The organism is Arthrobacter sp. Z1-15, from assembly GCF_054792395.1.
Genome location: NZ_CP096454.1, coordinates 2,754,283 through 2,773,257 on the forward strand (window position 1 = coordinate 2,754,283; position 18,975 = coordinate 2,773,257).

Consider the following 18,975-nt stretch of genomic DNA (forward strand, 5'->3'; position numbering starts at 1 on the left):
ATGGTAACGAAATCCACTGAACGGTCACATTCCGGTGCCTGCCCGCACCCCGGGCCGGCACCCGGGCGCAGCATGGCTGGTAATCTGGCGCTTCCGATCCCGGGCGTTCGCTACATACAGGAGACAAGCAAAAAAATGGGCGAGAACCAGGACCAGCCGGCCGGCGAGCCCCGCGAGGCTCCGCGGACGGCCCGGCAGCCGACCCCGCCCGACGGCGCGGCGCGGCGGGGATTCCTTGCGGCGGCTTCCGAGCGGCTCCGCCAGTCAGTTCCGCACCATGTGCCCGGAGCCCGCCCCCGGCGACGGTTCGAGTTTCCGCCCGACGTCGACGCGCCGGCCGGCGCAACCGCCGCCCGCAGCGTCCCCTCCGCCGAAACCGCTTCAGAGGGCGCACCGGCGGGCCCCGCCGAACTTCCGTCCGCCGGCATGAATGCCCATCCCATCCATTTCGGCTTCATGTTTGCCGTGGGAGTGGGCTTCGCCCTGCTGGGTTATTTCATCCTCACCAATGTGGGCGAACTGCTGGTCTGGATTGGCGCGGCACTGTTTATCGCCCTGGGCCTGGACCCGGTGGTCCGCTGGCTCGGTGCACGGCGCGTGCCGCGGCCGGCCGGAATCGCGATTACCGTGCTGGGCTTGGCGGGCATAGTGATCGGCTTTTTCGCGACACTGATTCCCACGATTGTCCGCCAGACAACGGAGATCATTAATAACGCCCCCGGCTACGTCAACACGTTCCTTGAATCCGATTTCTTCGTCAATGTCGATGAACAGTTCCATGTCCGCGAACGGATTGAAGAAGAAGCGAACAGGTTCTTTACGAATTCGGACGCCCTGGGCGGGGTCTTCGGCGGAGTGCTGTCGGTCGGCACGGTCATTGCCAACGGTCTCTTCGGTGCGCTCATCATCCTGGTCCTGACGCTCTACTTCCTCTCATCGCTGCCCTCCATGAAGATGTGGGCGTACCGGCTGGCTCCGCGGGGCCGGCGACGCCGGGTGGAGGCACTGTCGGAAGAAATCACCAGCAGCGTCGGCAACTACGTGATCGGACAGGGGCTCGTGGCAGTGCTCGACGCCACTTACGCCTTTGTTGTCATGTCAATCACGGGCGTGCCCTTTTCGGTTCTGCTGGCCTTCGTCGTCGCGCTGCTGGCCTTTATCCCGCTGGTCGGTCCGCCCATTGCGCTCATCGTGGTCTCCCTGATTGCGCTTACCGAAAGCTGGCAGACCGCCGTCGTCTTTGCCCTGTTCTACGTCGCCTACCTGCAGTTTGAGGCCTACTTCGTCTCCCCCCGCATCATGCAGCGTGCCGTGGCGGTGCCCGGCGCAGTCGCCGTCATTGCAGTCATCGCCGGAGGCAGCCTTCTGGGCGTGCTCGGCGCACTGATCGCCATTCCCACCGCCGCAGCGGTGCTGCTGCTCCTCAAGGAAGTGTTCATCAGCCGCCAGGACCAGCGCTAGCGGCGCCCCAGGCGCCCGCCGCCGGTCCTGCGGGTGCGCCAGCACCGCTCATGCCAGTGCCTGCGGTCCGCCACTGCCGTGTCCCTGCCCAGCAGGGAGTCCTCCTGCCACACCACCAGGTGCGGCACGCCCGGAGGTATCACCATGCCGCAGCCGGGGCACTTGTAGTCCTTTGCCGCGTTGCGGGCCGTGATTTGCCGCACGGACCATTCGCCGTCCGCGGCGCTCTCCCGCTGCGGTATTCCGGCACGGGTCCGCTCCAGGTCCAGCTCGGCCGCGGGAGTTGCCCACTTGCTGCGGGCGCTGCGGCCCAGATTGGCGTTGGCTGCGCCGGGCGGGCGGCGGGGACGGTTGGAACGGGGCATACAAGTCATTTTGCCGCAGCGGAGCCGGTAAAGTGCAACTGTGCGTTTAGTAATTGCCCGCTGCTCTGTTGACTACATCGGCCGCCTCCGTGCCCATCTCCCGCTAGCCGTCCGTCTGCTGATGGTGAAAGCCGACGGTTCCGTCCTGATCCACTCGGACGGCGGCTCCTACAAACCCCTGAACTGGATGAGCCCTCCGGCCACCCTGCGCATCACCGCTCCGGAAGAGGACGACGCCGCAACGGGCGTCATCGAAACCTGGAACGTCCAGAGCGCCAAGACCGATGACAAGCTCGTGATCAGCATCTACGAGCGGTTCTCCGAAACGTCCCATGACCTGGGCGTGGATCCGGGACTGATCAAGGACGGCGTGGAGGCCGATCTGCAGCGGCTGCTGGCAGAGCAGATCACCAAGCTCGGCGAAGGATTCACGCTGATCCGGCGCGAGTACATGACCGCGATCGGTCCGGTGGACATCCTGGCCCGTGATGCCTCCGGCGCCACCGTGGCCGTGGAACTCAAGCGGCGCGGTGACATTGACGGCGTGGAGCAGCTGACCCGCTACCTCGAACTGCTGAACCGCGATCCGCTGCTGGCACCGGTCCGCGGCGTCTTCGCCGCACAGCAGATCAAGCCGCAGGCCCGGGTGCTGGCCGCCGACCGCGGCATCGACTGCCTGACCCTCGACTACGACGCCATGCGCGGGGTGGACGACTCCGCCTCACGGCTGTTCTAGCTCCTTGCCGGCCCCGGTGCGGCACCCGGCCAATATGGCCAAAACCGGACCCCGGCACCTTTTTCCGATGCAGTCCGTGGGCTTCCGCATTACCTGGAAAGTTTTTCGGCAAATTCGTTGACCAGCCATTAGGCGTGTGTAATCCTATAACCAGTCTTTGTGTAGGTGTTATTCATGCTCGCAAGACCGTTGCGAGCGTGAAGCTCCTCAAGGAACTGCTGAATGGCAAGGAACTTGAGCCTTCCCGTTTCAGTAACATAAGGCCGTCGCGGGGTGTGGCGGTCGGTAGTTCCACTTATGAGGAGAAACAAAATGGCACAGGGTACCGTCAAATGGTTTAACGCTGAAAAGGGCTTCGGCTTCATTACTCCCGACGATTCAGACGGCGACGTCTTTGTTCACTACTCTGAGATTCAGACCGGTGGCTTCAAGACGCTCGACGAGAACCAGCGTGTTGAGTTTGAAATCGGCCAGGGCGCCAAGGGCCCCCAGGCAACGGGCGTCACCGCCCTCTAAGTTTCACCGCAGCTGTTTCTTTACTGCAGCTGTTTCTTGCCCGGGCCTGCCCGGACAGCACTGAAGTCCCCGGCACATGCCGGGGACTTCCTTGGTTAACGGCGGTCAGCTGCGCCGGCGGACCACGCGTGCCCCCAGGCCGCGCAGGTTCTCCATGAACCGTTCGTAGCCGCGGTCGATATGGTCCACGCCGCGCACCTCGGTGGTGCCCTCGGCGGCCAGCCCGGCGATCACCAGTGCCGCTCCGGCGCGAATGTCATTGGCCTCCACCGGAGCACCGGAGAGACGGGGAACCCCCTGGATGAGGGCGTGGTGGCCGTCCAGGCGGATCACCGCGCCCAGCCTCGCCAGTTCCGAGGTGAACCCCCAGCGTGCTTCGAAGACGTTCTCCGTCACCATGCCGGAGCCCGTCGATACGGCGTTCAGCGCCACGACGAAAGGCTGCAGATCGGTGGGGAAACCCGGATAGGGCAGGGTGGACACGTTGATCGGTTCGGGCCGGCCGGTTCCCTTGACGGTGAAGCTGTCCTCCCCCACCGTGACGGTGCAGCCGGACTGGGTGAGCTTGTCCAGGACGACGGCGAGGGCTGAGGCGTCCGCATTGCGGATCTCGATGCAGCCGCCCGTCACCGCGGCAGCGAAGGCCCAGGTGCCGGCGACGATGCGGTCGGGAACCACCCGGTGAACAACGGGGTTCAGCCGTTGCACTCCTTCGATGACCAGGGTGTTGGTTCCGATCCCGGAGATACGCGCGCCCATTTCGTTGAGCATCTCGGCAATGTCGGTGATTTCCGGCTCGCGGGCCGCGTTGTCGATGACTGTGGTGCCGGCGGCCAGCGTGGCGGCCATCATGAGGTTTTCGGTCGCACCCACGGAGGGAAAGTCCAGCAGGTGCCGGGCACCGACCAGCCCTTCGGGCACTGAGGCGATCAGATAACCGTGGTCGATGGTGATGGTGGTTCCCATCAGCTCAAGTCCGGCACGGTGCATGTCCAGGCCGCGGGAGCCGATGGCATCGCCGCCGGGCAGCGCTACTTCCGCCTGCCGGCAGCGGGCCACCAGTGGGCCGAGGACGGAGATGGAGGCACGCATGGCCCGTACGAGGTCATAGTCGGCCTGGTGACCCGGCACTTCGGGGACGTCAACGGTCACCGCGGCCGCCTCGACGTCGTAATCCACATCACAGCCCAGCCGGCGCAAAAGCTCGGCCATGATCCAGACATCCTGGATATTGGGAACGTTGGTGATGGTGGAGGGTCCCTGCGCCAGCAGCGTGGCGGCCATGAGTTTCAGGACACTGTTTTTGGCTCCGGGTACGCTCACCGCTCCGTTGAGCGTGGAGGGACCGGTAACAACTATGACGTCTTCCATCCCTCAATACTAGGGTGGATGAACGGCGGCGCTGGACCGGGGCGCGGCGGCCCGGGCCGGTTCAGCCCGGTGTCAGCGCGGATCAGCGCCAGGTGCCGATGCCGATGACGGGACCGGCTTCGAGCCAGGAGGAGAGACCGGTGTAGACGTCATAGTTCATGGCGATCAGAACTTCGCGGTCCTCGTACTTCAGCGTTACGATAATGGCTCCGGGCTGGATCCGGGCGCGCTCGGCCTCTGTGGGCTGCCGCCAGCTGCCGATCTCCAGCGAGCTGCGCAGGAAACGGTGGGGCGGACGGGGACTGAGCGAAATGAGGCGCAGCCACTCCAAGTGGGTATCCGTATAACGACAAACCCCCATCTGCCACCCGCCGGGCGGGAGGCAAATGGAGGCGTCGAAAGTACCGAGGGCGCGCCGCAGCTGGCTGCGGCGCACCCCGAACAGAACTACTGCCAGCAGCAGCAGGCACAGCAGCCCTGCCAGCGCAATGAACAAATAAGAGCTGCTCATTGGGAAGGGTCAGCGAGTCCCAGCGTTGGCTGCGTCGTTCATCTGAGCATTGTCAGCGACAATCACCACGCGGTTGCTGTCGACGGAAAAGAATCCGCCGTCGACGTTCACCGTGAAGCGGGCACCGGAGACCGGCTCGATGGCCATTTCGCCTTCAGCCAGGATGGCCAGCAGCGGAGTGTGGCCGGGAAGGATCCCGACGTCACCCTCGGACGTGCGTGCCTTGACCATCTTTGCCGCGCCGGACCACACGAAGTGGTCCGCTGCGACAATCTCAACTTCGAGTTCAGCAGTGTTCGCCATAGGGCTTACTTCCCGGTCTGCTCTTGGATCTTCGCCCAGTTGGCCATGACATCGTCCATGCTGCCGACGTTGAAGAAGGCCTGCTCGGCGATGTGGTCCACGTCGCCGTCGCAGATGGCCTTGAAGCCCTCAATGGTTTCCTTGATGGTAACCGTGGAGCCCTCGACGCCGGTGAACTGCTTGGCGGTGTAGGTGTTCTGCGACAGGAACTGCTGGATGCGGCGTGCACGTGCCACAACAATCTTGTCCTCTTCACCAAGCTCGTCGATGCCGAGGATGGCGATGATGTCCTGCAGTTCCTTGTTCTTCTGAAGGATCTGCTTGACGCGGACAGCCGTGTCGTAGTGCTCCTGGCCCACGTACTGCGGGTCGAGGATGCGCGACGTGGAGGTCAGCGGATCCACGGCCGGGTACAGGCCGCGCGAGGCGATTTCACGGGAAAGTTCCGTGGTGGCGTCCAGGTGCGCGAACGTGGTGGCCGGGGCCGGGTCGGTGTAGTCATCAGCAGGCACGTAAATGGCCTGCATTGACGTAATCGAGTGACCCTTGGTGGACGTGATGCGCTCCTGCAGGAGACCCATCTCGTCGGCCAGGTTCGGCTGGTAGCCCACAGCGGACGGCATGCGGCCCAGAAGCGTTGAAACTTCGGAACCTGCCTGCGTGAAGCGGAAGATGTTGTCGATGAAGAGCAGCACGTCCTGGTTCTGCACATCTCGGAAGTACTCCGCCATGGTCAGGCCGGACAGGGCCACGCGCAGACGCGTTCCCGGCGGCTCATCCATCTGGCCGAACACAAGGGCGGTGTCCTTCAGGACGCCTGCCTCTTCCATTTCAACCCAGAGGTCGTTGCCCTCGCGGGTACGCTCGCCGACACCGGCGAATACCGAGGTACCACCGAAGTTGCGGGCAACACGGGTGATCATTTCCTGGATCAGAACGGTCTTGCCGACACCGGCGCCGCCGAACAGGCCAATCTTTCCACCCTTGATGTACGGGGTGAGAAGGTCGATGACCTTGATGCCGGTTTCCAGCATCTCGGTGGAGCCTTCGAGGTCCGCAAAGTTCGGAGCCTTGCGGTGGATCGGCCAGCGCTCCGTGATTTCCAGCTGGTCTTCGGTGACGTCCAGGGGCTTGCCCAGGACGTTGAAGATGTGGCCCTTGACGCCGTCGCCCACGGGGACGGAGATCGGCGCGCCGGTATCCACGACGGCTGCGCCGCGGACCAGGCCGTCGGTGGCCTGCATGGAGATGGCGCGCACGAGGTTGTCGCCGAGGTGCTGGGACGTTTCGAACGTAATGGTGCGGGTCTCACCGTTGAGCGTCAGCTCGGTGGTCAGCGCGTTGTAGATGGTGGGGATTGCGTCAGCCGGGAATTCGACGTCGACAACCGGGCCGATGACACGGGCGATACGGCCGGTGGCACCCGAGGCTACGGAATCAGATCCGTGCTCGACAGTTTGGGCAGTCATCTCTCTCACTTCACTCAGTTAGATGGCGTGTGGACTAAGTTTGCTTCTGGTGGAACTACGCCTGTTGGAAGCTGGAGCTAGGACGCGCTGAGCGCGTCGGCACCGGCCACAATCTCGGACAGTTCCTGGGTGATCTCGGCCTGGCGGGCGTTATTGCGAAGTCGCGTGTACTTCTTAATAAGGTCGCTGGCGTTGTCCCCGGCGGACTTCATTGCGCGCTGGCGGGCGGCAAGCTCGGAAGCGGCTGCCTGAAGCATGGCTGCGAAGATGCGCGACTCGATGTAGCGCGGCAGCAGTGCGTCAAGAACCTTTTCGGGCTCGGGCTCGTACTCGTAGAGAGGCAGCAGCTCAGTCTCGGACTTCGCTTCTTCCTCGACTACCTCCAGCGGAAGCAGGCGGATCACCGTGGGTTCCTGGACAACCATCGACTTGAAGCGCGTGTAGACGATGTGGATTTCATCCACGCCGCCGTCTTCGTAGTCGGTGTTGAAGTCGTCGAGGAGCGCCCGGCCGATTTCGCGGGCGGTTTCAAAGTCCGGTGCATCGGTATTTCCGGTCCAGACACGCGCAGATTCGCGGTCACGGAAGTCGTAGTACGCCTGCGCCTTACGTCCCACCAGGTAGGTCTTGACCTCTTTGCCCTCTTCACGGAGCAGTTCGGCCAAGGATTCGCTTTGCTTGAGCACACTGGCGGAATACGAACCAGCAAGACCACGGTCGGAAGTCAGGACCACCATGGCTGCCCGGCGGATCTGCTCCGGCTCGGTAGTCAGCGGGTGATCGATTTCCGACTGGGACGCCACAGCAGAAACGGCACGGGTGATCGCATTGGAATACGGCAGTGACGCAGCCACACGGGTGCGCGCCTTTCCAATGCGAGAGGCAGCAATCAGCTCCATCGCCTTGAAGATCTTCTGCATCGACGTCGTCGAAGCGATCTTCTGACGGTAGACCCGAATTTGGGCTCCCATACTTTTCCTTTCAGTTCCTAGCGTTCTACTAGGGGCTAAGGCAAAGGCCAAGGGTTCCGCGTCCGGATCCCCAAGGACCCGGACACGGAACTACAAAGGCGTTAGCGCTTCTGCTTGACGATCTTTTCCTGGTCAACAGCGTCTTCGCCCAGGGCGGAGTGTTCTTCGTGGCCGGCAGCAACCATGTGGTTGTCGCCTTCGCCGAAGAACCCTTCCTTGAACGCGACAACGCGCTTCTTGAGTTCATCCACTGTGGAGTCCTCAAGCTTGCCCGTCTGTGCCAGGGTGGTCAGCACTGAAGTGCTGTGCTTCAGGTGGTCAATGAACTCGCCTTCAAAGCGGAGCACATCTTCCACGGGAACATCGTCCAGGTAGCCGTTCGTGCCGGCCCAGATGGAAACAACCTGCTCTTCAACGGGGTACGGAGCGTACTGACCCTGCTTGAGGAGTTCCATCAGGCGCGCACCGCGGGTGAGCTGCTGACGGGTGGCTGCGTCCAGGTCCGAAGCAAACATGGAGAATGCCTGCATGTCGCGGTACTGGGCCAGTTCCAGCTTCAACGTACCGGAGACCTTCTTCATGGCCTTCTGCTGTGCAGCACCACCGACGCGCGAGACGGAAATACCGACGTCGACGGCGGGGCGCTGGTTGGCGTTGAAGAGGTCCGACTGCAGGAAGATCTGGCCGTCGGTGATGGAGATGACGTTGGTCGGAATGTACGCCGAGACGTCGTTTGCCTTGGTTTCGATGATGGGAAGACCCGTCATGGAACCGGCACCGAGGTCATCGGAGAGCTTCGCGCAACGCTCCAGCAGGCGGGAGTGCAAGTAGAACACATCGCCCGGGTAGGCTTCGCGGCCCGGCGGGCGCCGGAGCAGCAGGGATACGGCGCGGTAGGCTTCGGCCTGCTTCGACAGATCATCAAAGATGATCAGGACGTGCTTGCCGCCGTACATCCAGTGCTGGCCAATGGCCGAACCGGCGTAGGGTGCCAGGTACTTGAAGCCTGCGGGGTCCGAAGCCGGGGAAGCAACAATGGTGGTGTACTCCATTGCGCCGCGGTCTTCGAGGGTCCGCTTGATTTCAGCAACCGTGGATGCCTTCTGGCCGATGGCTACGTAAATGCAGCGCACCTGCTTCTGGACATCGCCGGATTCCCAGTTGGCCTTCTGGTTAAGGATGGCGTCAACGGCAATGGCGGTCTTACCCGTCTTGCGGTCACCAATGATCAGCTGGCGCTGGCCGCGGCCGATCGGAATCATGGCGTCGATAGCCTTGAGACCGGTCTGAAGCGGTTCGTGGACCGACTTGCGCTGGGTGACGCCGGGTGCCTGGAGTTCCAGTGCACGGCGTCCTTCAGCCTCGATCGGGCCCAGGTCGTCCATCGGCTCGCCCAGCGGGTCGACAACGCGGCCCAGGAAGGCGTCGCCCACGGGTACGGACAGGACTTCACCGGTGCGGTGAACTTCCTGGCCTTCTTCGATCCCGGCGAAGTCGCCGAGTACAACGACACCGATTTCACGGGTGTCAAGGTTCTGGGCGAGGCCCAGTGTGCCGTCCTCGAACCGAAGCAGCTCGTTAGCCATGACGGAGGGCAGGCCCTCCACACGGGCAATGCCGTCGCTGGCGGTTGTTACGCGGCCAACTTCAACGCGCTCTGCGTTTCCGGGTTCGTAGGACGCCGCGAATTCGTTCAACGCATTACGGACGTCGTCGGCGTTGATGGTCAATTCGGCCATCTGCAGTCCCTGCTCTCCTGTGTTGTGATCATCGCTTGGTGCCGATGACCGTGATTAGTTCTCAAGTGTTCGTGATCTGGTCTCATACCGTCCGTGAAGACGGCTAGACCGCGAGCTTCCGACGGAGGTCGGACAGACGGGAAACTACTGATGAATCCAGTATCTCGTCTCCCACTGCGATCCGCACGCCGCCGATTAGTGACGGGTCAACGTCGGCGTTGATCTTCAACTCACGGCCGTAGAGTCCATTAAGAGAGGACTGCAGACGCGAAAGCTGCTCTTGGGTCAACGGACGGGCGGCCCGAACCTCGGCAATCCAGCGCTTCTGGCGCCCGGCGACGAGCTCCAGGAAGCGTGCCACGAGGGCGCTGGGCTTCAGGCCACGCGGATGCGTGACTGCCTGGCGGATCAGCACCAGTGCTTCGGGAGTAGCCCCGGGCACCAGCGCTTCTGCCAGACGGATCTTCGCCTCAGGCGATGCCTGCGGCTCGGACAATGCCCGCTGCAGCTCGTGGCTGGAAGCTACCGCCCGGTTGAACCGGATGAGGTCGTCTTCCAGGGCGTCGAGGCCGGCAAGGCCCGATCCCCTGTTTTCGGCCGTTGCTGAAACAACAGTGGCAGCCAGTTCCTCGAGCGCATCACCCAAGTCACGCGGAGACCGCCAACGCGAGGAGACCAGATCAGCCACAATGGCTTCAGCGTCAGCCGAAACCTTGCCGCGTACCAGCTGTGAAACCAGCGCCGCCTTGTCATCGCTTTGACGGGCGGGGTCGGTCAGCGCACGCCGGATACCGGCGCTGCTGTCGAGAACGCCCAGGATTCCAAAGAGTTCCTCTGCCAGTGACAGCGAAGCAAACGGAAGCTTGGCTTCCAGGTGCTCATATGCCATGGCCAGTGATTCGCTCGATACTCCTGCCATTACCTAGCTGCACCTGCGTTCTCGTTTTCCAGTTCCCCAAGGAAACGGTCAACCACGCGTGCAGCGCGGGCGTCATCCTCGAGCGTTTCGCCGATGATGCGTCCGGCCAGCTCGGTAGCCAGCGTGCCTACCTCAGCGCGGAGCGACGTAACGGCCGCCTGCCGCTCTGCGGCGATCTGCACCTGTGCCTGCTCGGTGATCCGTGCGGATTCCGCAGCTGCCTTGGCCTTCAGTTCCGCGAGGATCTGGGCGCCTTCGGCGCGTGCTTCTTCACGGATGGTGTTAGCTTCTGCGCGGGCATCGGAAAGCTGTGCCTTGTACTCGTCCAGCGCTGCGCTGGCCTCGGCCTGGGCCTTTTCGGCCTTCGCGATGTTGCCTTCGATGGCTTCCGTGCGCTCTGCGTACGTCTTCTCGAAGGCCGGCACCACAAACTTGACGACGATGAACATCAGTATGGCGAAACTGATTCCCGTCACCAGGATTTCCCAGACGTTGGGAATCAGGGGGTTGGCGCCTTCAGAGGCTGCCAACAGAACTACCTGATCCATAATTCACCCGTCCTATCTGCTTGGTTGGTCGGTCGGCTGGGATTAGCCAACAATGAACGCGAGAACCAGACCAAGGATAGCGAGTGCTTCGGTCAGTGCCAGACCCAGGAAGGCGATCGGCTGGAGGACGCGCTGTGCCTCCGGCTGGCGTGCAACGCCGCTGATGTAGGCGAAGAAGACAAGGCCCACACCGATGGCGCCGCCGATAGCGGAGAGGCCATAGCCGATTGCGTTGAGGCTACCCGAGATTTCCATGTTCATTTTCCTTTCAAGATGCCCTGAGGGCAGGTTGCTTGGGGTTTCCCCGAAGGGAAGTTTTGGTTTTCCCTGGAGGGAAAGCTTAGTGATCGTCTGCCAGTGCGCCCTGGATGTAAATGGCGGTCAGCAGGGTGAAAACGTAGGCCTGGAGCACCATGATCAGCGCTTCAAGCATGTACATGGCGATACCGCCGCCCAGTACCAGTACCGAAGAGGCCTGGAGCAGGATGTTGTCCTGGAGGACCAGGAGGTATTCAATGCCGGCGCCGGCGAGCATGATGATCAGGTGTCCGGACATCATGGTGGCGAACAGACGCAGGCTGTGCGTGATCGGACGGACCAGGAAGTTGGAGATGATCTCGATCGGAACCAGGACCGGAAGGATGTACCACGGCACGCCCGAGGGAACGGTGGCCTTCACGAAGTACTTCATGCCGTGCTTCTTGATGCCGATACCGATCCACGTGAAGTAGACGATCGCGGCCAGCAGGTAGGCTCCGCCCGGATGGGAGAAGCTCGGCAACTGGATAAACGGAATGGCTCCGTAAATGTTGTTGACGATGATGAAGAAGAACAGCGCGAAGAGGAAAGGAACAAACTTGAGGAAGTCCTTCTCGCCGATCACATCCTTGGCGATGCCGTTACGGACAAAGCCGTAACCGAATTCGCCCAGGAACTGCAGCCGTCCCGGTACAAGCTTGCCCTTGCGGGAAGCGAGGATAAAGAACACGGCGATGATGATGACCGAGATGAAGACCAGCAGCATCTGCTTGCCAACACCGGTTCCGTACTCGGCGCCCCACGGGAAAATCTCAGGGAGGTGCATTTCGTCAATGGCCGGCGGAACGAATCCACCTTCATTAGTGGCCGGGAGTGCAAGCGCGATCAACGCGTTTCCTCTCTGCTGTGTCCTTCATCGGGCGTGTGAATCGGGGCAAAGCTAGTTGCCCGGTCTAAAATCTGTGGCATTACTGTTCGGCTTCTTCACGGTCGTGGGCTGGATGGCCGACGCTGGCTTTCGCAGGTTTGCTTCCGGTCAGGCCGTGCACTTTGGTCAGGTAGAATCCGGCGGCAACTCCGAAGAGAATACCGACTAGCACCAACCACTGAGTTTCGAACAGATTGTCCAAAAACCACCCTACCAAACCCCAGGCGACGATCCCGCCAATGATGTAGCTGAAGACGCGCATGCCGGAGTCGTAAGTGGACTCGGTGTCGAAGCCAGGCTTTTCAGACATCCTTTTCCCCTTTTACTGATGGTGTTTCCCCGGGACCGTCGTCGTCATACAACTGGAAGCGGATTCGGGAGAAACCACGGATTTCGGCAACCTGCCACACCACGACGGTCGCCACCGCGCTGGCCAGGAACCACGTTGAGTCCAGCCAGGCGGGCCTGCCGATCATCAGCAGCACCGCGGCAAACAGGACCACCTTGACGATGTAGATCAAAGCGAACATGGCCATGGCGCCGTGCGGATTGTCGCGGCCCACCACATGGACGATCAGCAGGCTCACGCCGCTGAAGGCGATGACCAGCCCCCACCCGAACAGCACGCTGCCCAGGCCGGAGGTACCGGCAGTGACCAGGGACGCCGCGGCAAGAGCCGCGGCCAGGATTCCCGTCCACTTCATCGAAGTGCCGAAAATGCTGAGCCATGGATTGGTGGTGGGACCGGATACGGCAACGGGACGTCCAGTCAGGGCACCGTCTGCGGGGCTCATAACTTTGCGAACATCCTTCGGGCCGGAGCGGGTGGAAGCGGCGGCGCGGGAATCCGCGACCGTACAAATTCTACAACACATAGAAGTGGGCGCCGGCCCGAGGCGTCATGCAGGCTCACACGGTGGTGTGCAGCCGGCCGAAAATGCGCGGCGACAGCAGGTAAAACACGACGACGGCCAGTGCGAAAAGGGTTACGGCGACCTTCAGCACATCGCCGGCTCCGGCAACTACAAGACCGGCCGCACCGGTCAGGACGGTGCAGACGGTGACCACGGATGCCGACTGCAGGTGGCTCAGCCCCGCATCGGTCAGCCGCTGGTACACATGCTGGCGGTGCGCTGCGTACCAGCGCTCGCCCCGGCTAACACGCATCAGGAGCGTGGAGAAGGTGTCGGCCAGGTAGATGAGGACCGGAAACAGCAGGTACTCCACGTTGACCCCGGCCAGGAAGGCGGCCACGGCTATTCCGGCGATCGAGGCTCCCAGCAGGTAGCTGCCGACGTCACCCATGAACACCGAGCCGCGGCCCAGGTTCCAGGGCAGGAAGGCAGCGAAGGCGGCGGCGGTCACCGCTCCGGCCACCGTCATCCAGGCCTGGTCCCCAAGGACACCGCCGACGGCATACAGGACGCCGACGGCGATGCCGTGCAGTCCCGAAATGCCGTTGACGCCGTCCATGAAGTTGGCCACGTTAATGTAGCCGGCAATGGCCAGCGCCCCTACGGGCACCCACCAGTAGCTCTGCTCCATGGTCCACACCAGGGCGGTGGTGGCCAGGATGCCAAGGAGCAGCTGGAGGCCGGCGCGCACCCGGACGGAGAGTCCCCGGAAGTCCTCGATCCAGCCGAGCAGGGACGCCGCCGCGATCAGCACCGCAACAATGAGCACGATGGAGCGGTCCACGCTGACCAAACCGGTCAGCAGGGACAGCGCGAGTCCCAGCAGGACACCGGCGGCAATGGTCACCCCGACGCCGCGGATCACCACCTTGCTGTGGGAAGAGCGCTCATTCGGGATGTCCAGGACTCCCAGCCGGCGCAGCAGCGGAATGAAGGCGAACGGCAGCAGCAGGCTCGCCAGGAAGGCGGCGCCCGCGCACAGGGCCAGCAGCATCAGCCTGTCCGCCGTTCAGCAGCTCCGCCGTTGAACGGGTGCAGGTTGCCGCGCTCCCCCGGTGCCGCTCCCCCGATGCCGGTGACCGGCGGCAGGGCGTCGCCGATACCGGTGACCGGCGGCAGGAGATCGCCGTGGGAATCGACGCCGCACTTGTGCAGCCAGTCCTCGAACCGCAGGTCCGAGGGGTTGAGCTCGTCCACTGCCGTGTGGGAAATCTTCGGGTGCAGCGGACGGGAATCGTCTTCCCCCGTGCCCACCAGGATTTCATGCAGTTTTTCGCCCTGCCTCAGCCCGGTGAACACGATTTCGATGTCCTTGCCGGACATGTCGATCATCCGCCGGGCCACGTCCAGGATCTTCACCGGTTCACCCATGTCCAAAATCAGCACTTCGCCGCCGCGGCCGATCGCGCCGGCCTGGATGACCAGCTGGCAGGCCTCGGGAATGGTCATGAAGAAGCGGGTAACCTCCGGGTCGGTCACGGTCAGCGGACCGCCCTGGCGGATCTGTTCGGTGAACAGCGGCAGCATGGAGCCGCGGCTGCCGATGACGTTTCCGAAACGGACCGAGACATAGCGTTCTCCGGTGCTTCCGGCCATCCAGGCGGTGAGCTTCTCGGCTACGCGCTTGGAGTGGCCCAGCACGGTGGTGGGGTTCGCCGCCTTGTCGGTGGAGATGTTCACGAAGTACTTGACGTTAGCCTTCTTCGCGGCGCGCAGCACATTCGCCGTGCCCAGCACATTGGTCTTCCAGGCTTCCTGCGGATACTGCTCCAGCAGGGAGACGTGCTTGAGCGCGGCGGCATGGAACACGACGTCGGGGCGGCGCTCGGCGAAGATCTCCTCCAGGGCCGCGGAGTCCCTGATGTCGGCCAGGACGGTGTCCTTGCCGTTGAGCAGCCCGTGGCCGGTGATGGAGAGCTGGGTCAGCTGCAGGCCGGTCTCGTCACGGTCCACCATGATCAGCTCGGCGGGATCGAAGGCGGTGATCTGCCGGCAGAGTTCCGATCCGATGGAGCCGCCGGCACCGGTGACCAGCACCTTGCGGCCGGTCAGGTAGCCGGCAACTTCCTCCACGTGGATGTCCACGGGGCGCCGGCCGATCAGGTCCTCCACCGCCACCTCGCGGAAGTCGGTCAGGCCGGCTCCCGCGCCCTTGCTCAGCATGTCCTTCAGCGGAGGCAGGACCAGCACCCTCAGATTCAGTCCGTCGGCGTGGTCGGTGACTTCACGCACCTGGCGGGCTTCGACGTCGGCGATCGCGATGACCAGGACGGTGGCGCGCGTGCGCTGCACGATCTCGCGCAGGTCCTCGAGCCGGCCCAGCACCGGCACGGTGGCCAGGCGCAGGTGTTTCTTGGCCGGGTCGTCGTCGATCAGTCCCACCGGGTAGTACGGGGATTCAGGGTCTTTCATCATGCGCGTGACCAGGGAGCTGCCCAGGAAGCCGGCGCCGTACACCAGGGTCCGCTGGGCTTCGTCGCCCGGCCGGGCCTTGCCCTCGACGTACATGCGCTTGAGGTAGCGGATGGCGGCCATGAACAGGCAGGCGAACGGGAAGGCGATCATCCCGGTGCTGCGGGGAATGTCGATGGTCAGGCCGAAGAGTGCGCTGACCATGACGAGGATGGCGGCGACAACCAGCGTGACGATTGCCAGCAGGCGCATCTCGTGGAAGCTGCCGAAGCTGTATCTGCCGCGGTACAGCGCGAAGGAATAGCCGACGATCAGCTGCACCAGCACCGCGGCCCCGCAGAAGACGGCCACGCCGCCGGGGTTGATCTGATCCACTGTGAGCTCGTAGCGCAGGACCAGTGCCAGGACTATGGCCACTATCCATGCCAGCGAGTCCAAAACGTACTGGGACCACAGCCACAGCGCAGGTTTTTCGTCGCGGGAAGGACCGCGCTCGTCCGTGCTTGTCTGCCTCATAATCCTCAACGGGTAATTCCCCGGTTCTCTTCTCGGTGGTTGCAACACGGTTCGGAAGATTCCGGTGTAATAGACTGGAAACTCATCAGCATTCTAACTGCACACCCTTCTCCGTTCGGCTTGTGCCGCTCATCCGGGTTGCCTCGAAAGGATCATTTTGCCGGACTCAGTGGCCGTAGCAGCAGTAACCTTCGACCGTCCCGATGACGTTGCCGTGCTCCTGGGCTCGTTGGCTGCCCAGACCGGCAACATTACGTCAGTTTCCTTGGTGGATTCAGGGAACACTCCGGTTCAGGATATCGCCGAGTCGTCCGCTGCGCCCGTCACGTACATCCGCTCCAACACCAATCTGGGCGGTGCCGGCGGTTTCTCGCTGGCCATTCTCTCGGCCATGGCTTCCGGTGCGGACTGGATCTGGATCATGGACGACGACGCCCATCCGGAGGATCCGAAGTGCCTGGCGGCGCTGCTGGAGGCTGCGCGGGAACACGAGATGGACGTGGTCCTTCCCCTGGTGGTTGCCCCCGGGCACCCCGACACGCTGTCCTTCCACTTCCGCCTGAACGGCAAGCTCACGCATGACCGCGCGGAGGTGGAAAAGCTGGGCTTCATCCCGGACGTCGGGCACTTTTTCAACGGTGCGCTGATCCGCGCGGATGTTTTCTTCCGGGTGGGGCTGCCGGACCTCCGCCTGTTCATCCGGGGTGACGAAACAGACTTCATGATCCGCCTGCGCCGGGCCGGTGTGCGTTTCGGCACGGTCACCTCCGTTGCCCTGACGCATCCCGCGGCGTGGGGCGAAGTACAGCAGGTGGCCGGTGAACGGCTGCACGTGCTGGTTCCGGAAAACGCCTTCAAGCAGTTCTACTTCTACCGCAACCGCGGGCACCTGACCTGGAAATACAAGCGCCTGCGCTCCTTCGCCGCCGACGCCGTGGGCTACCCGGTCCACTTCGCCAGGACCCGCGACCTGCGCGGCTTTGCGTCATGGCTGCGCGCCTACGCTGCCGGCATGCGCGGACGCCGGTTCGGGCCGCCGTCGGACTTCGGGTTCTGATGATCACTTCAGCCGCCGGGCCGGGCGCCGCACTGACACTTGTCATCACCACGTTCAACCGGTCCCGGTACCTGCGGGGGCTGCTGGAGTCGGTGGCCGCACTGGACCCGGCTCCGGAGCGGATCATCGTGGTGGACAACGCCAGCACCGACGACACGCAGGAAACGATCGCCGACGCCGCCTCCCGGCTTCCCGTGCCCGTGGTCAACCTGCGCCTGCCGGTCAACGCCGGCGGGGCCGGCGGATTCGCCGCCGGCGTGGAACGCGCCCTGGCCGAGGGCGCCTCCTGGCTGTGGGTGATGGACGACGACGTCGTCATCCTCCCGGGTGCCGTGGCGGCCCTCGCCAAGTGGACCGGCACCTACGAGTGCATTCACGGGCGGCGGCTTGACGACGCCGGCCGTCCGTTCTTCTGGCAGCACCGCTTCCGGCCCTTCCTGGGCATCCACCTTCCCGTCCAGGGCAACGTGTTCCGGGACTCCCCCGTTTTCGCTACGAACGTGGGCTGTTTCGAAGGCATGCTGATCTCCGCGGACCTGGTCCGCCGGATCGGACTGCCGGATGCGCGGTACTTCATCAACGGCGACGACGAGATTTACGGCTGGCTCGCCTCGCAGCTGACGGAGGTGGTGTACGTCAATGACTTCGTGCTCCAGAAGGTCCGGCCGCAGAAGCAGATCGACCTCGGCATCCGCCACCTGAACGACTCCAGCGACCTCAGCCGCTTCTACTCCATGCGCAACCGCGGCCACACGGCCCAGTACCTGCTCGCGCACGGCAGGTATCACCGGGCGGGGTTTGCCCTGGGCACCCTGCTCACGGCTGCCAAGGAAGTCCTCCGGCTCCTCGCAGTCGAGCACCGCATTTCCGGTGCGGCAAGCCTCTGGCGCGGTTGGCGTGAAAGCCGCAGGATCATGCACGATGGATCCTGGCAGCCCATGCCTCCGCTGGAGGAACATCCCCACCACGAACGGAACCAGGTTTGACGCAGTACCTCTCGTCCCCGCAGGAATCTTCGAGTTCGGAGCCGTCCGGTGTCTGGGTGGTTCTGGGTTCCTCGGGTTTCATCGGCGGCGCCGTGTGCGCCGGCCTGCGGGCGGCCGGCATCACGGTGCGGACCGTTCCGGCGCCGCGGCTTTCGTCCTCGGCCCGCGACGCCGCCGGGATACTGGGCGAGGCCGCCGGGCTGGCGGCTGTGCGGGCGGAACTCGCTGCCGCCTTCGCCGGTGCCTCGGTGGTGGTCAACGCCGCAGGTCTGGCCACACCCGGCGGGGCGGACTCCCCCGCCCTGCGCGGCGCAAACTCGCTGCTGCCGGCAGTAATTGCCGAGGCCGCGGATGACGCCGGGCTCCGGCGTTTTGTGCACCTGAGCAGCGCCGCCGTCCAGGGCCACCGACCGTTCCTGGACGAATCAAGCTACGTCCAGCCGTTCTCCGCCTACTCGCGGTCCAAGGCGTTGGGCGAACGCGCCCTTGCCGCCCGCACCGGCCGCGGCTGCAGCGCCGTGACCATCCGGGCCACGTCCGTGCAGGGCCCGCAGCGGCCCACGACGGCGAAACTCGCCCGTCTGGCGGCCTCGCCGCTGGCCTCGGTTGCGGGACGGGGAACGGCGCCGTCGCCGGTCAGTTCCGTGGATTCGCTGGTGGAGTTCATCATCACGGTGGGGCAGTACACCGGTGAGGTTCCCGCCGTCGTCCTTCAGCCGTGGGAACGCGCCACGGTGGCGGGAGTGCTGGAAGCGGCCGGCGGCCGGAGCCCGGTGCGCCTGCCTGCCTGGCTGTGCCGCAGTGCCCTGTGGGCCGGCTACCGGCTCTCCGCACTGGCGGGTGAGCGCCTGCACGGACCGCTGCGCAGGCTGGAGATGATGTGGTTCGGCCAGCGGCAGGTCTCCGGCTGGGCCGAGGCCACCGGCAGCGTTCCCGAACCCCGGGTGCAGGATGTCCTGCGCTCCCTGCAGGTCCGGGAACCGGCGGGACGCTAG

General features: G+C 63.9%; 21 protein-coding genes. 6 read left to right on the top strand and 15 right to left on the bottom strand.

Features of this window, described 5'->3' with window-relative positions; translation table 11 throughout:
- Positions 1 to 135 precede the first annotated feature (135 nt).
- Positions 136 to 1,461 carry an AI-2E family transporter gene (locus M1D40_RS12540; RefSeq protein ID WP_341393660.1) on the top strand — a complete coding sequence of 442 codons (1,326 nt, stop codon included), beginning with the start codon at positions 136 to 138 and terminating at the stop codon, positions 1,459 to 1,461.
- On the opposite strand, the gene M1D40_RS12545 is transcribed toward M1D40_RS12540, so the two are convergent.
- Positions 1,458 to 1,826, bottom strand: coding sequence for a hypothetical protein (locus tag M1D40_RS12545; RefSeq protein WP_341393659.1), 369 nt, complete (start codon positions 1,824 to 1,826; stop codon positions 1,458 to 1,460). The two genes, M1D40_RS12540 and M1D40_RS12545, sit on opposite strands and share 4 nt — an antisense overlap.
- A 40-nt stretch (positions 1,827 to 1,866) precedes the next feature.
- Between M1D40_RS12545 and nucS the strand changes: the two genes are divergently transcribed.
- Positions 1,867 to 2,562: an endonuclease NucS gene (gene nucS / locus M1D40_RS12550; RefSeq protein ID WP_341393658.1), complete on the top strand. Its 696-nt coding sequence runs from the start codon at positions 1,867 to 1,869 to the stop codon at positions 2,560 to 2,562.
- Between the two features lie 312 nt (positions 2,563 to 2,874).
- A complete protein-coding gene (locus tag M1D40_RS12555; protein WP_104101230.1) occupies positions 2,875 to 3,078 on the top strand; it encodes a cold-shock protein in 204 nt (67 codons plus the stop codon).
- Between the two features lie 105 nt (positions 3,079 to 3,183).
- Here the strand turns inward: M1D40_RS12555 and murA are convergent, their stop codons facing one another.
- The 14 genes from murA to M1D40_RS12625 all read right to left on the bottom strand — a co-directional run bounded on the left by murA (position 3,184) and on the right by M1D40_RS12625 (position 15,937).
- Positions 3,184 to 4,449 carry a UDP-N-acetylglucosamine 1-carboxyvinyltransferase gene (gene murA, locus M1D40_RS12560; RefSeq protein WP_461169038.1) on the bottom strand — a complete coding sequence of 422 codons (1,266 nt, stop codon included), beginning with the start codon at positions 4,447 to 4,449 and terminating at the stop codon, positions 3,184 to 3,186.
- Between the two features lie 82 nt (positions 4,450 to 4,531).
- Entirely contained in the window at positions 4,532 to 4,960 is a 429-nt protein-coding gene (locus M1D40_RS12565; RefSeq protein ID WP_341393656.1) for a DUF2550 domain-containing protein, read from the bottom strand.
- A gap of 9 nt (positions 4,961 to 4,969) precedes the next feature.
- Positions 4,970 to 5,263: a F0F1 ATP synthase subunit epsilon gene (locus M1D40_RS12570; protein WP_104052449.1), complete on the bottom strand. Its 294-nt coding sequence runs from the start codon at positions 5,261 to 5,263 to the stop codon at positions 4,970 to 4,972.
- A gap of 5 nt (positions 5,264 to 5,268) precedes the next feature.
- Positions 5,269 to 6,732 (bottom strand): F0F1 ATP synthase subunit beta, encoded by a 1,464-nt coding sequence (gene atpD, locus M1D40_RS12575; protein ID WP_341393655.1) that lies wholly within the window; start codon positions 6,730 to 6,732, stop codon positions 5,269 to 5,271.
- 77 nt (positions 6,733 to 6,809) lie between these two features.
- Positions 6,810 to 7,703: a F0F1 ATP synthase subunit gamma gene (locus M1D40_RS12580; protein ID WP_341393654.1), complete on the bottom strand. Its 894-nt coding sequence runs from the start codon at positions 7,701 to 7,703 to the stop codon at positions 6,810 to 6,812.
- Between the two features lie 101 nt (positions 7,704 to 7,804).
- The gene (gene atpA, locus M1D40_RS12585) at positions 7,805 to 9,442 is read right to left on the bottom strand and encodes a F0F1 ATP synthase subunit alpha (RefSeq protein WP_341393653.1); all 1,638 of its coding nucleotides are present in this window, start codon (positions 9,440 to 9,442) and stop codon (positions 7,805 to 7,807) included.
- Positions 9,443 to 9,545: 103 nt separating this feature from the next.
- Positions 9,546 to 10,361 (bottom strand): F0F1 ATP synthase subunit delta, encoded by an 816-nt coding sequence (locus M1D40_RS12590; protein WP_341393652.1) that lies wholly within the window; start codon positions 10,359 to 10,361, stop codon positions 9,546 to 9,548.
- Entirely contained in the window at positions 10,361 to 10,909 is a 549-nt protein-coding gene (locus M1D40_RS12595) for a F0F1 ATP synthase subunit B (protein ID WP_341393651.1), read from the bottom strand. Before M1D40_RS12595 ends, M1D40_RS12590 begins: the two co-directional genes overlap by 1 nt.
- A gap of 42 nt (positions 10,910 to 10,951) precedes the next feature.
- Positions 10,952 to 11,164 (bottom strand): ATP synthase subunit c family protein, encoded by a 213-nt coding sequence (locus M1D40_RS12600; protein WP_207377341.1) that lies wholly within the window; start codon positions 11,162 to 11,164, stop codon positions 10,952 to 10,954.
- Positions 11,165 to 11,249: 85 nt separating this feature from the next.
- A complete protein-coding gene (gene atpB / locus M1D40_RS12605; RefSeq protein WP_341393650.1) occupies positions 11,250 to 12,056 on the bottom strand; it encodes a F0F1 ATP synthase subunit A in 807 nt (268 codons plus the stop codon).
- Positions 12,057 to 12,135: 79 nt separating this feature from the next.
- Positions 12,136 to 12,405: an AtpZ/AtpI family protein gene (locus M1D40_RS12610; RefSeq protein WP_341393649.1), complete on the bottom strand. Its 270-nt coding sequence runs from the start codon at positions 12,403 to 12,405 to the stop codon at positions 12,136 to 12,138.
- The gene (locus M1D40_RS12615; RefSeq protein WP_461169039.1) at positions 12,398 to 12,889 is read right to left on the bottom strand and encodes a hypothetical protein; all 492 of its coding nucleotides are present in this window, start codon (positions 12,887 to 12,889) and stop codon (positions 12,398 to 12,400) included. The genes M1D40_RS12610 and M1D40_RS12615 overlap by 8 nt, the downstream gene beginning before the upstream one ends.
- Before the next feature lie 115 nt (positions 12,890 to 13,004).
- Complete coding sequence (locus M1D40_RS12620; protein WP_461169040.1) at positions 13,005 to 14,003, bottom strand: MraY family glycosyltransferase; 999 nt, start codon at positions 14,001 to 14,003, stop codon at positions 13,005 to 13,007.
- Entirely contained in the window at positions 14,003 to 15,937 is a 1,935-nt protein-coding gene (locus tag M1D40_RS12625) for a polysaccharide biosynthesis protein (protein ID WP_461169041.1), read from the bottom strand. Before M1D40_RS12625 ends, M1D40_RS12620 begins: the two co-directional genes overlap by 1 nt.
- Before the next feature lie 157 nt (positions 15,938 to 16,094).
- On the opposite strand from M1D40_RS12625, the gene M1D40_RS12630 reads away from it, so the two are divergent.
- Genes M1D40_RS12630 through M1D40_RS12640 form a run of 3 tightly spaced genes read left to right on the top strand, consistent with a single transcriptional unit; the run spans position 16,095 to position 18,975 of the window.
- Entirely contained in the window at positions 16,095 to 16,994 is a 900-nt protein-coding gene (locus M1D40_RS12630; RefSeq protein ID WP_341393645.1) for a glycosyltransferase family 2 protein, read from the top strand.
- A complete protein-coding gene (locus tag M1D40_RS12635) occupies positions 16,994 to 17,980 on the top strand; it encodes a glycosyltransferase (RefSeq protein ID WP_461169042.1) in 987 nt (328 codons plus the stop codon). The genes M1D40_RS12630 and M1D40_RS12635 overlap by 1 nt, the downstream gene beginning before the upstream one ends.
- On the top strand, positions 17,977 to 18,975 hold the full coding sequence (locus tag M1D40_RS12640; RefSeq protein WP_461169043.1) for an NAD-dependent epimerase/dehydratase family protein: 999 nt from the start codon (positions 17,977 to 17,979) through the stop codon (positions 18,973 to 18,975). The genes M1D40_RS12635 and M1D40_RS12640 overlap by 4 nt, the downstream gene beginning before the upstream one ends.

Bases quoted from the DNA above. Each gene is read 5' to 3' on its own strand.
- M1D40_RS12540 (WP_341393660.1), top strand. From the start codon at position 136: ATGGGCGAGAACCAGGACCAGCCGGCCGGCGAGCCCCGCGAGGCTCCG.
- M1D40_RS12545 (WP_341393659.1), bottom strand. From the start codon at position 1,826: ATGCCCCGTTCCAACCGTCCCCGCCGCCCGCCCGGCGCAGCCAACGCC.
- M1D40_RS12555 (WP_104101230.1), top strand. From the start codon at position 2,875: ATGGCACAGGGTACCGTCAAATGGTTTAACGCTGAAAAGGGCTTCGGC.
- murA (WP_461169038.1), bottom strand. From the start codon at position 4,449: ATGGAAGACGTCATAGTTGTTACCGGTCCCTCCACGCTCAACGGAGCG.
- M1D40_RS12565 (WP_341393656.1), bottom strand. From the start codon at position 4,960: ATGAGCAGCTCTTATTTGTTCATTGCGCTGGCAGGGCTGCTGTGCCTG.
- M1D40_RS12570 (WP_104052449.1), bottom strand. From the start codon at position 5,263: ATGGCGAACACTGCTGAACTCGAAGTTGAGATTGTCGCAGCGGACCAC.
- atpD (WP_341393655.1), bottom strand. From the start codon at position 6,732: ATGACTGCCCAAACTGTCGAGCACGGATCTGATTCCGTAGCCTCGGGT.
- M1D40_RS12580 (WP_341393654.1), bottom strand. From the start codon at position 7,703: ATGGGAGCCCAAATTCGGGTCTACCGTCAGAAGATCGCTTCGACGACG.
- atpA (WP_341393653.1), bottom strand. From the start codon at position 9,442: ATGGCCGAATTGACCATCAACGCCGACGACGTCCGTAATGCGTTGAAC.
- M1D40_RS12590 (WP_341393652.1), bottom strand. From the start codon at position 10,361: ATGGCAGGAGTATCGAGCGAATCACTGGCCATGGCATATGAGCACCTG.
- M1D40_RS12595 (WP_341393651.1), bottom strand. From the start codon at position 10,909: ATGGATCAGGTAGTTCTGTTGGCAGCCTCTGAAGGCGCCAACCCCCTG.
- M1D40_RS12600 (WP_207377341.1), bottom strand. From the start codon at position 11,164: ATGGAAATCTCGGGTAGCCTCAACGCAATCGGCTATGGCCTCTCCGCT.
- M1D40_RS12610 (WP_341393649.1), bottom strand. From the start codon at position 12,405: ATGTCTGAAAAGCCTGGCTTCGACACCGAGTCCACTTACGACTCCGGC.
- M1D40_RS12615 (WP_461169039.1), bottom strand. From the start codon at position 12,889: ATGAGCCCCGCAGACGGTGCCCTGACTGGACGTCCCGTTGCCGTATCC.
- M1D40_RS12620 (WP_461169040.1), bottom strand. From the start codon at position 14,003: ATGCTGCTGGCCCTGTGCGCGGGCGCCGCCTTCCTGGCGAGCCTGCTG.
- M1D40_RS12625 (WP_461169041.1), bottom strand. From the start codon at position 15,937: ATGAGGCAGACAAGCACGGACGAGCGCGGTCCTTCCCGCGACGAAAAA.
- M1D40_RS12635 (WP_461169042.1), top strand. From the start codon at position 16,994: ATGATCACTTCAGCCGCCGGGCCGGGCGCCGCACTGACACTTGTCATC.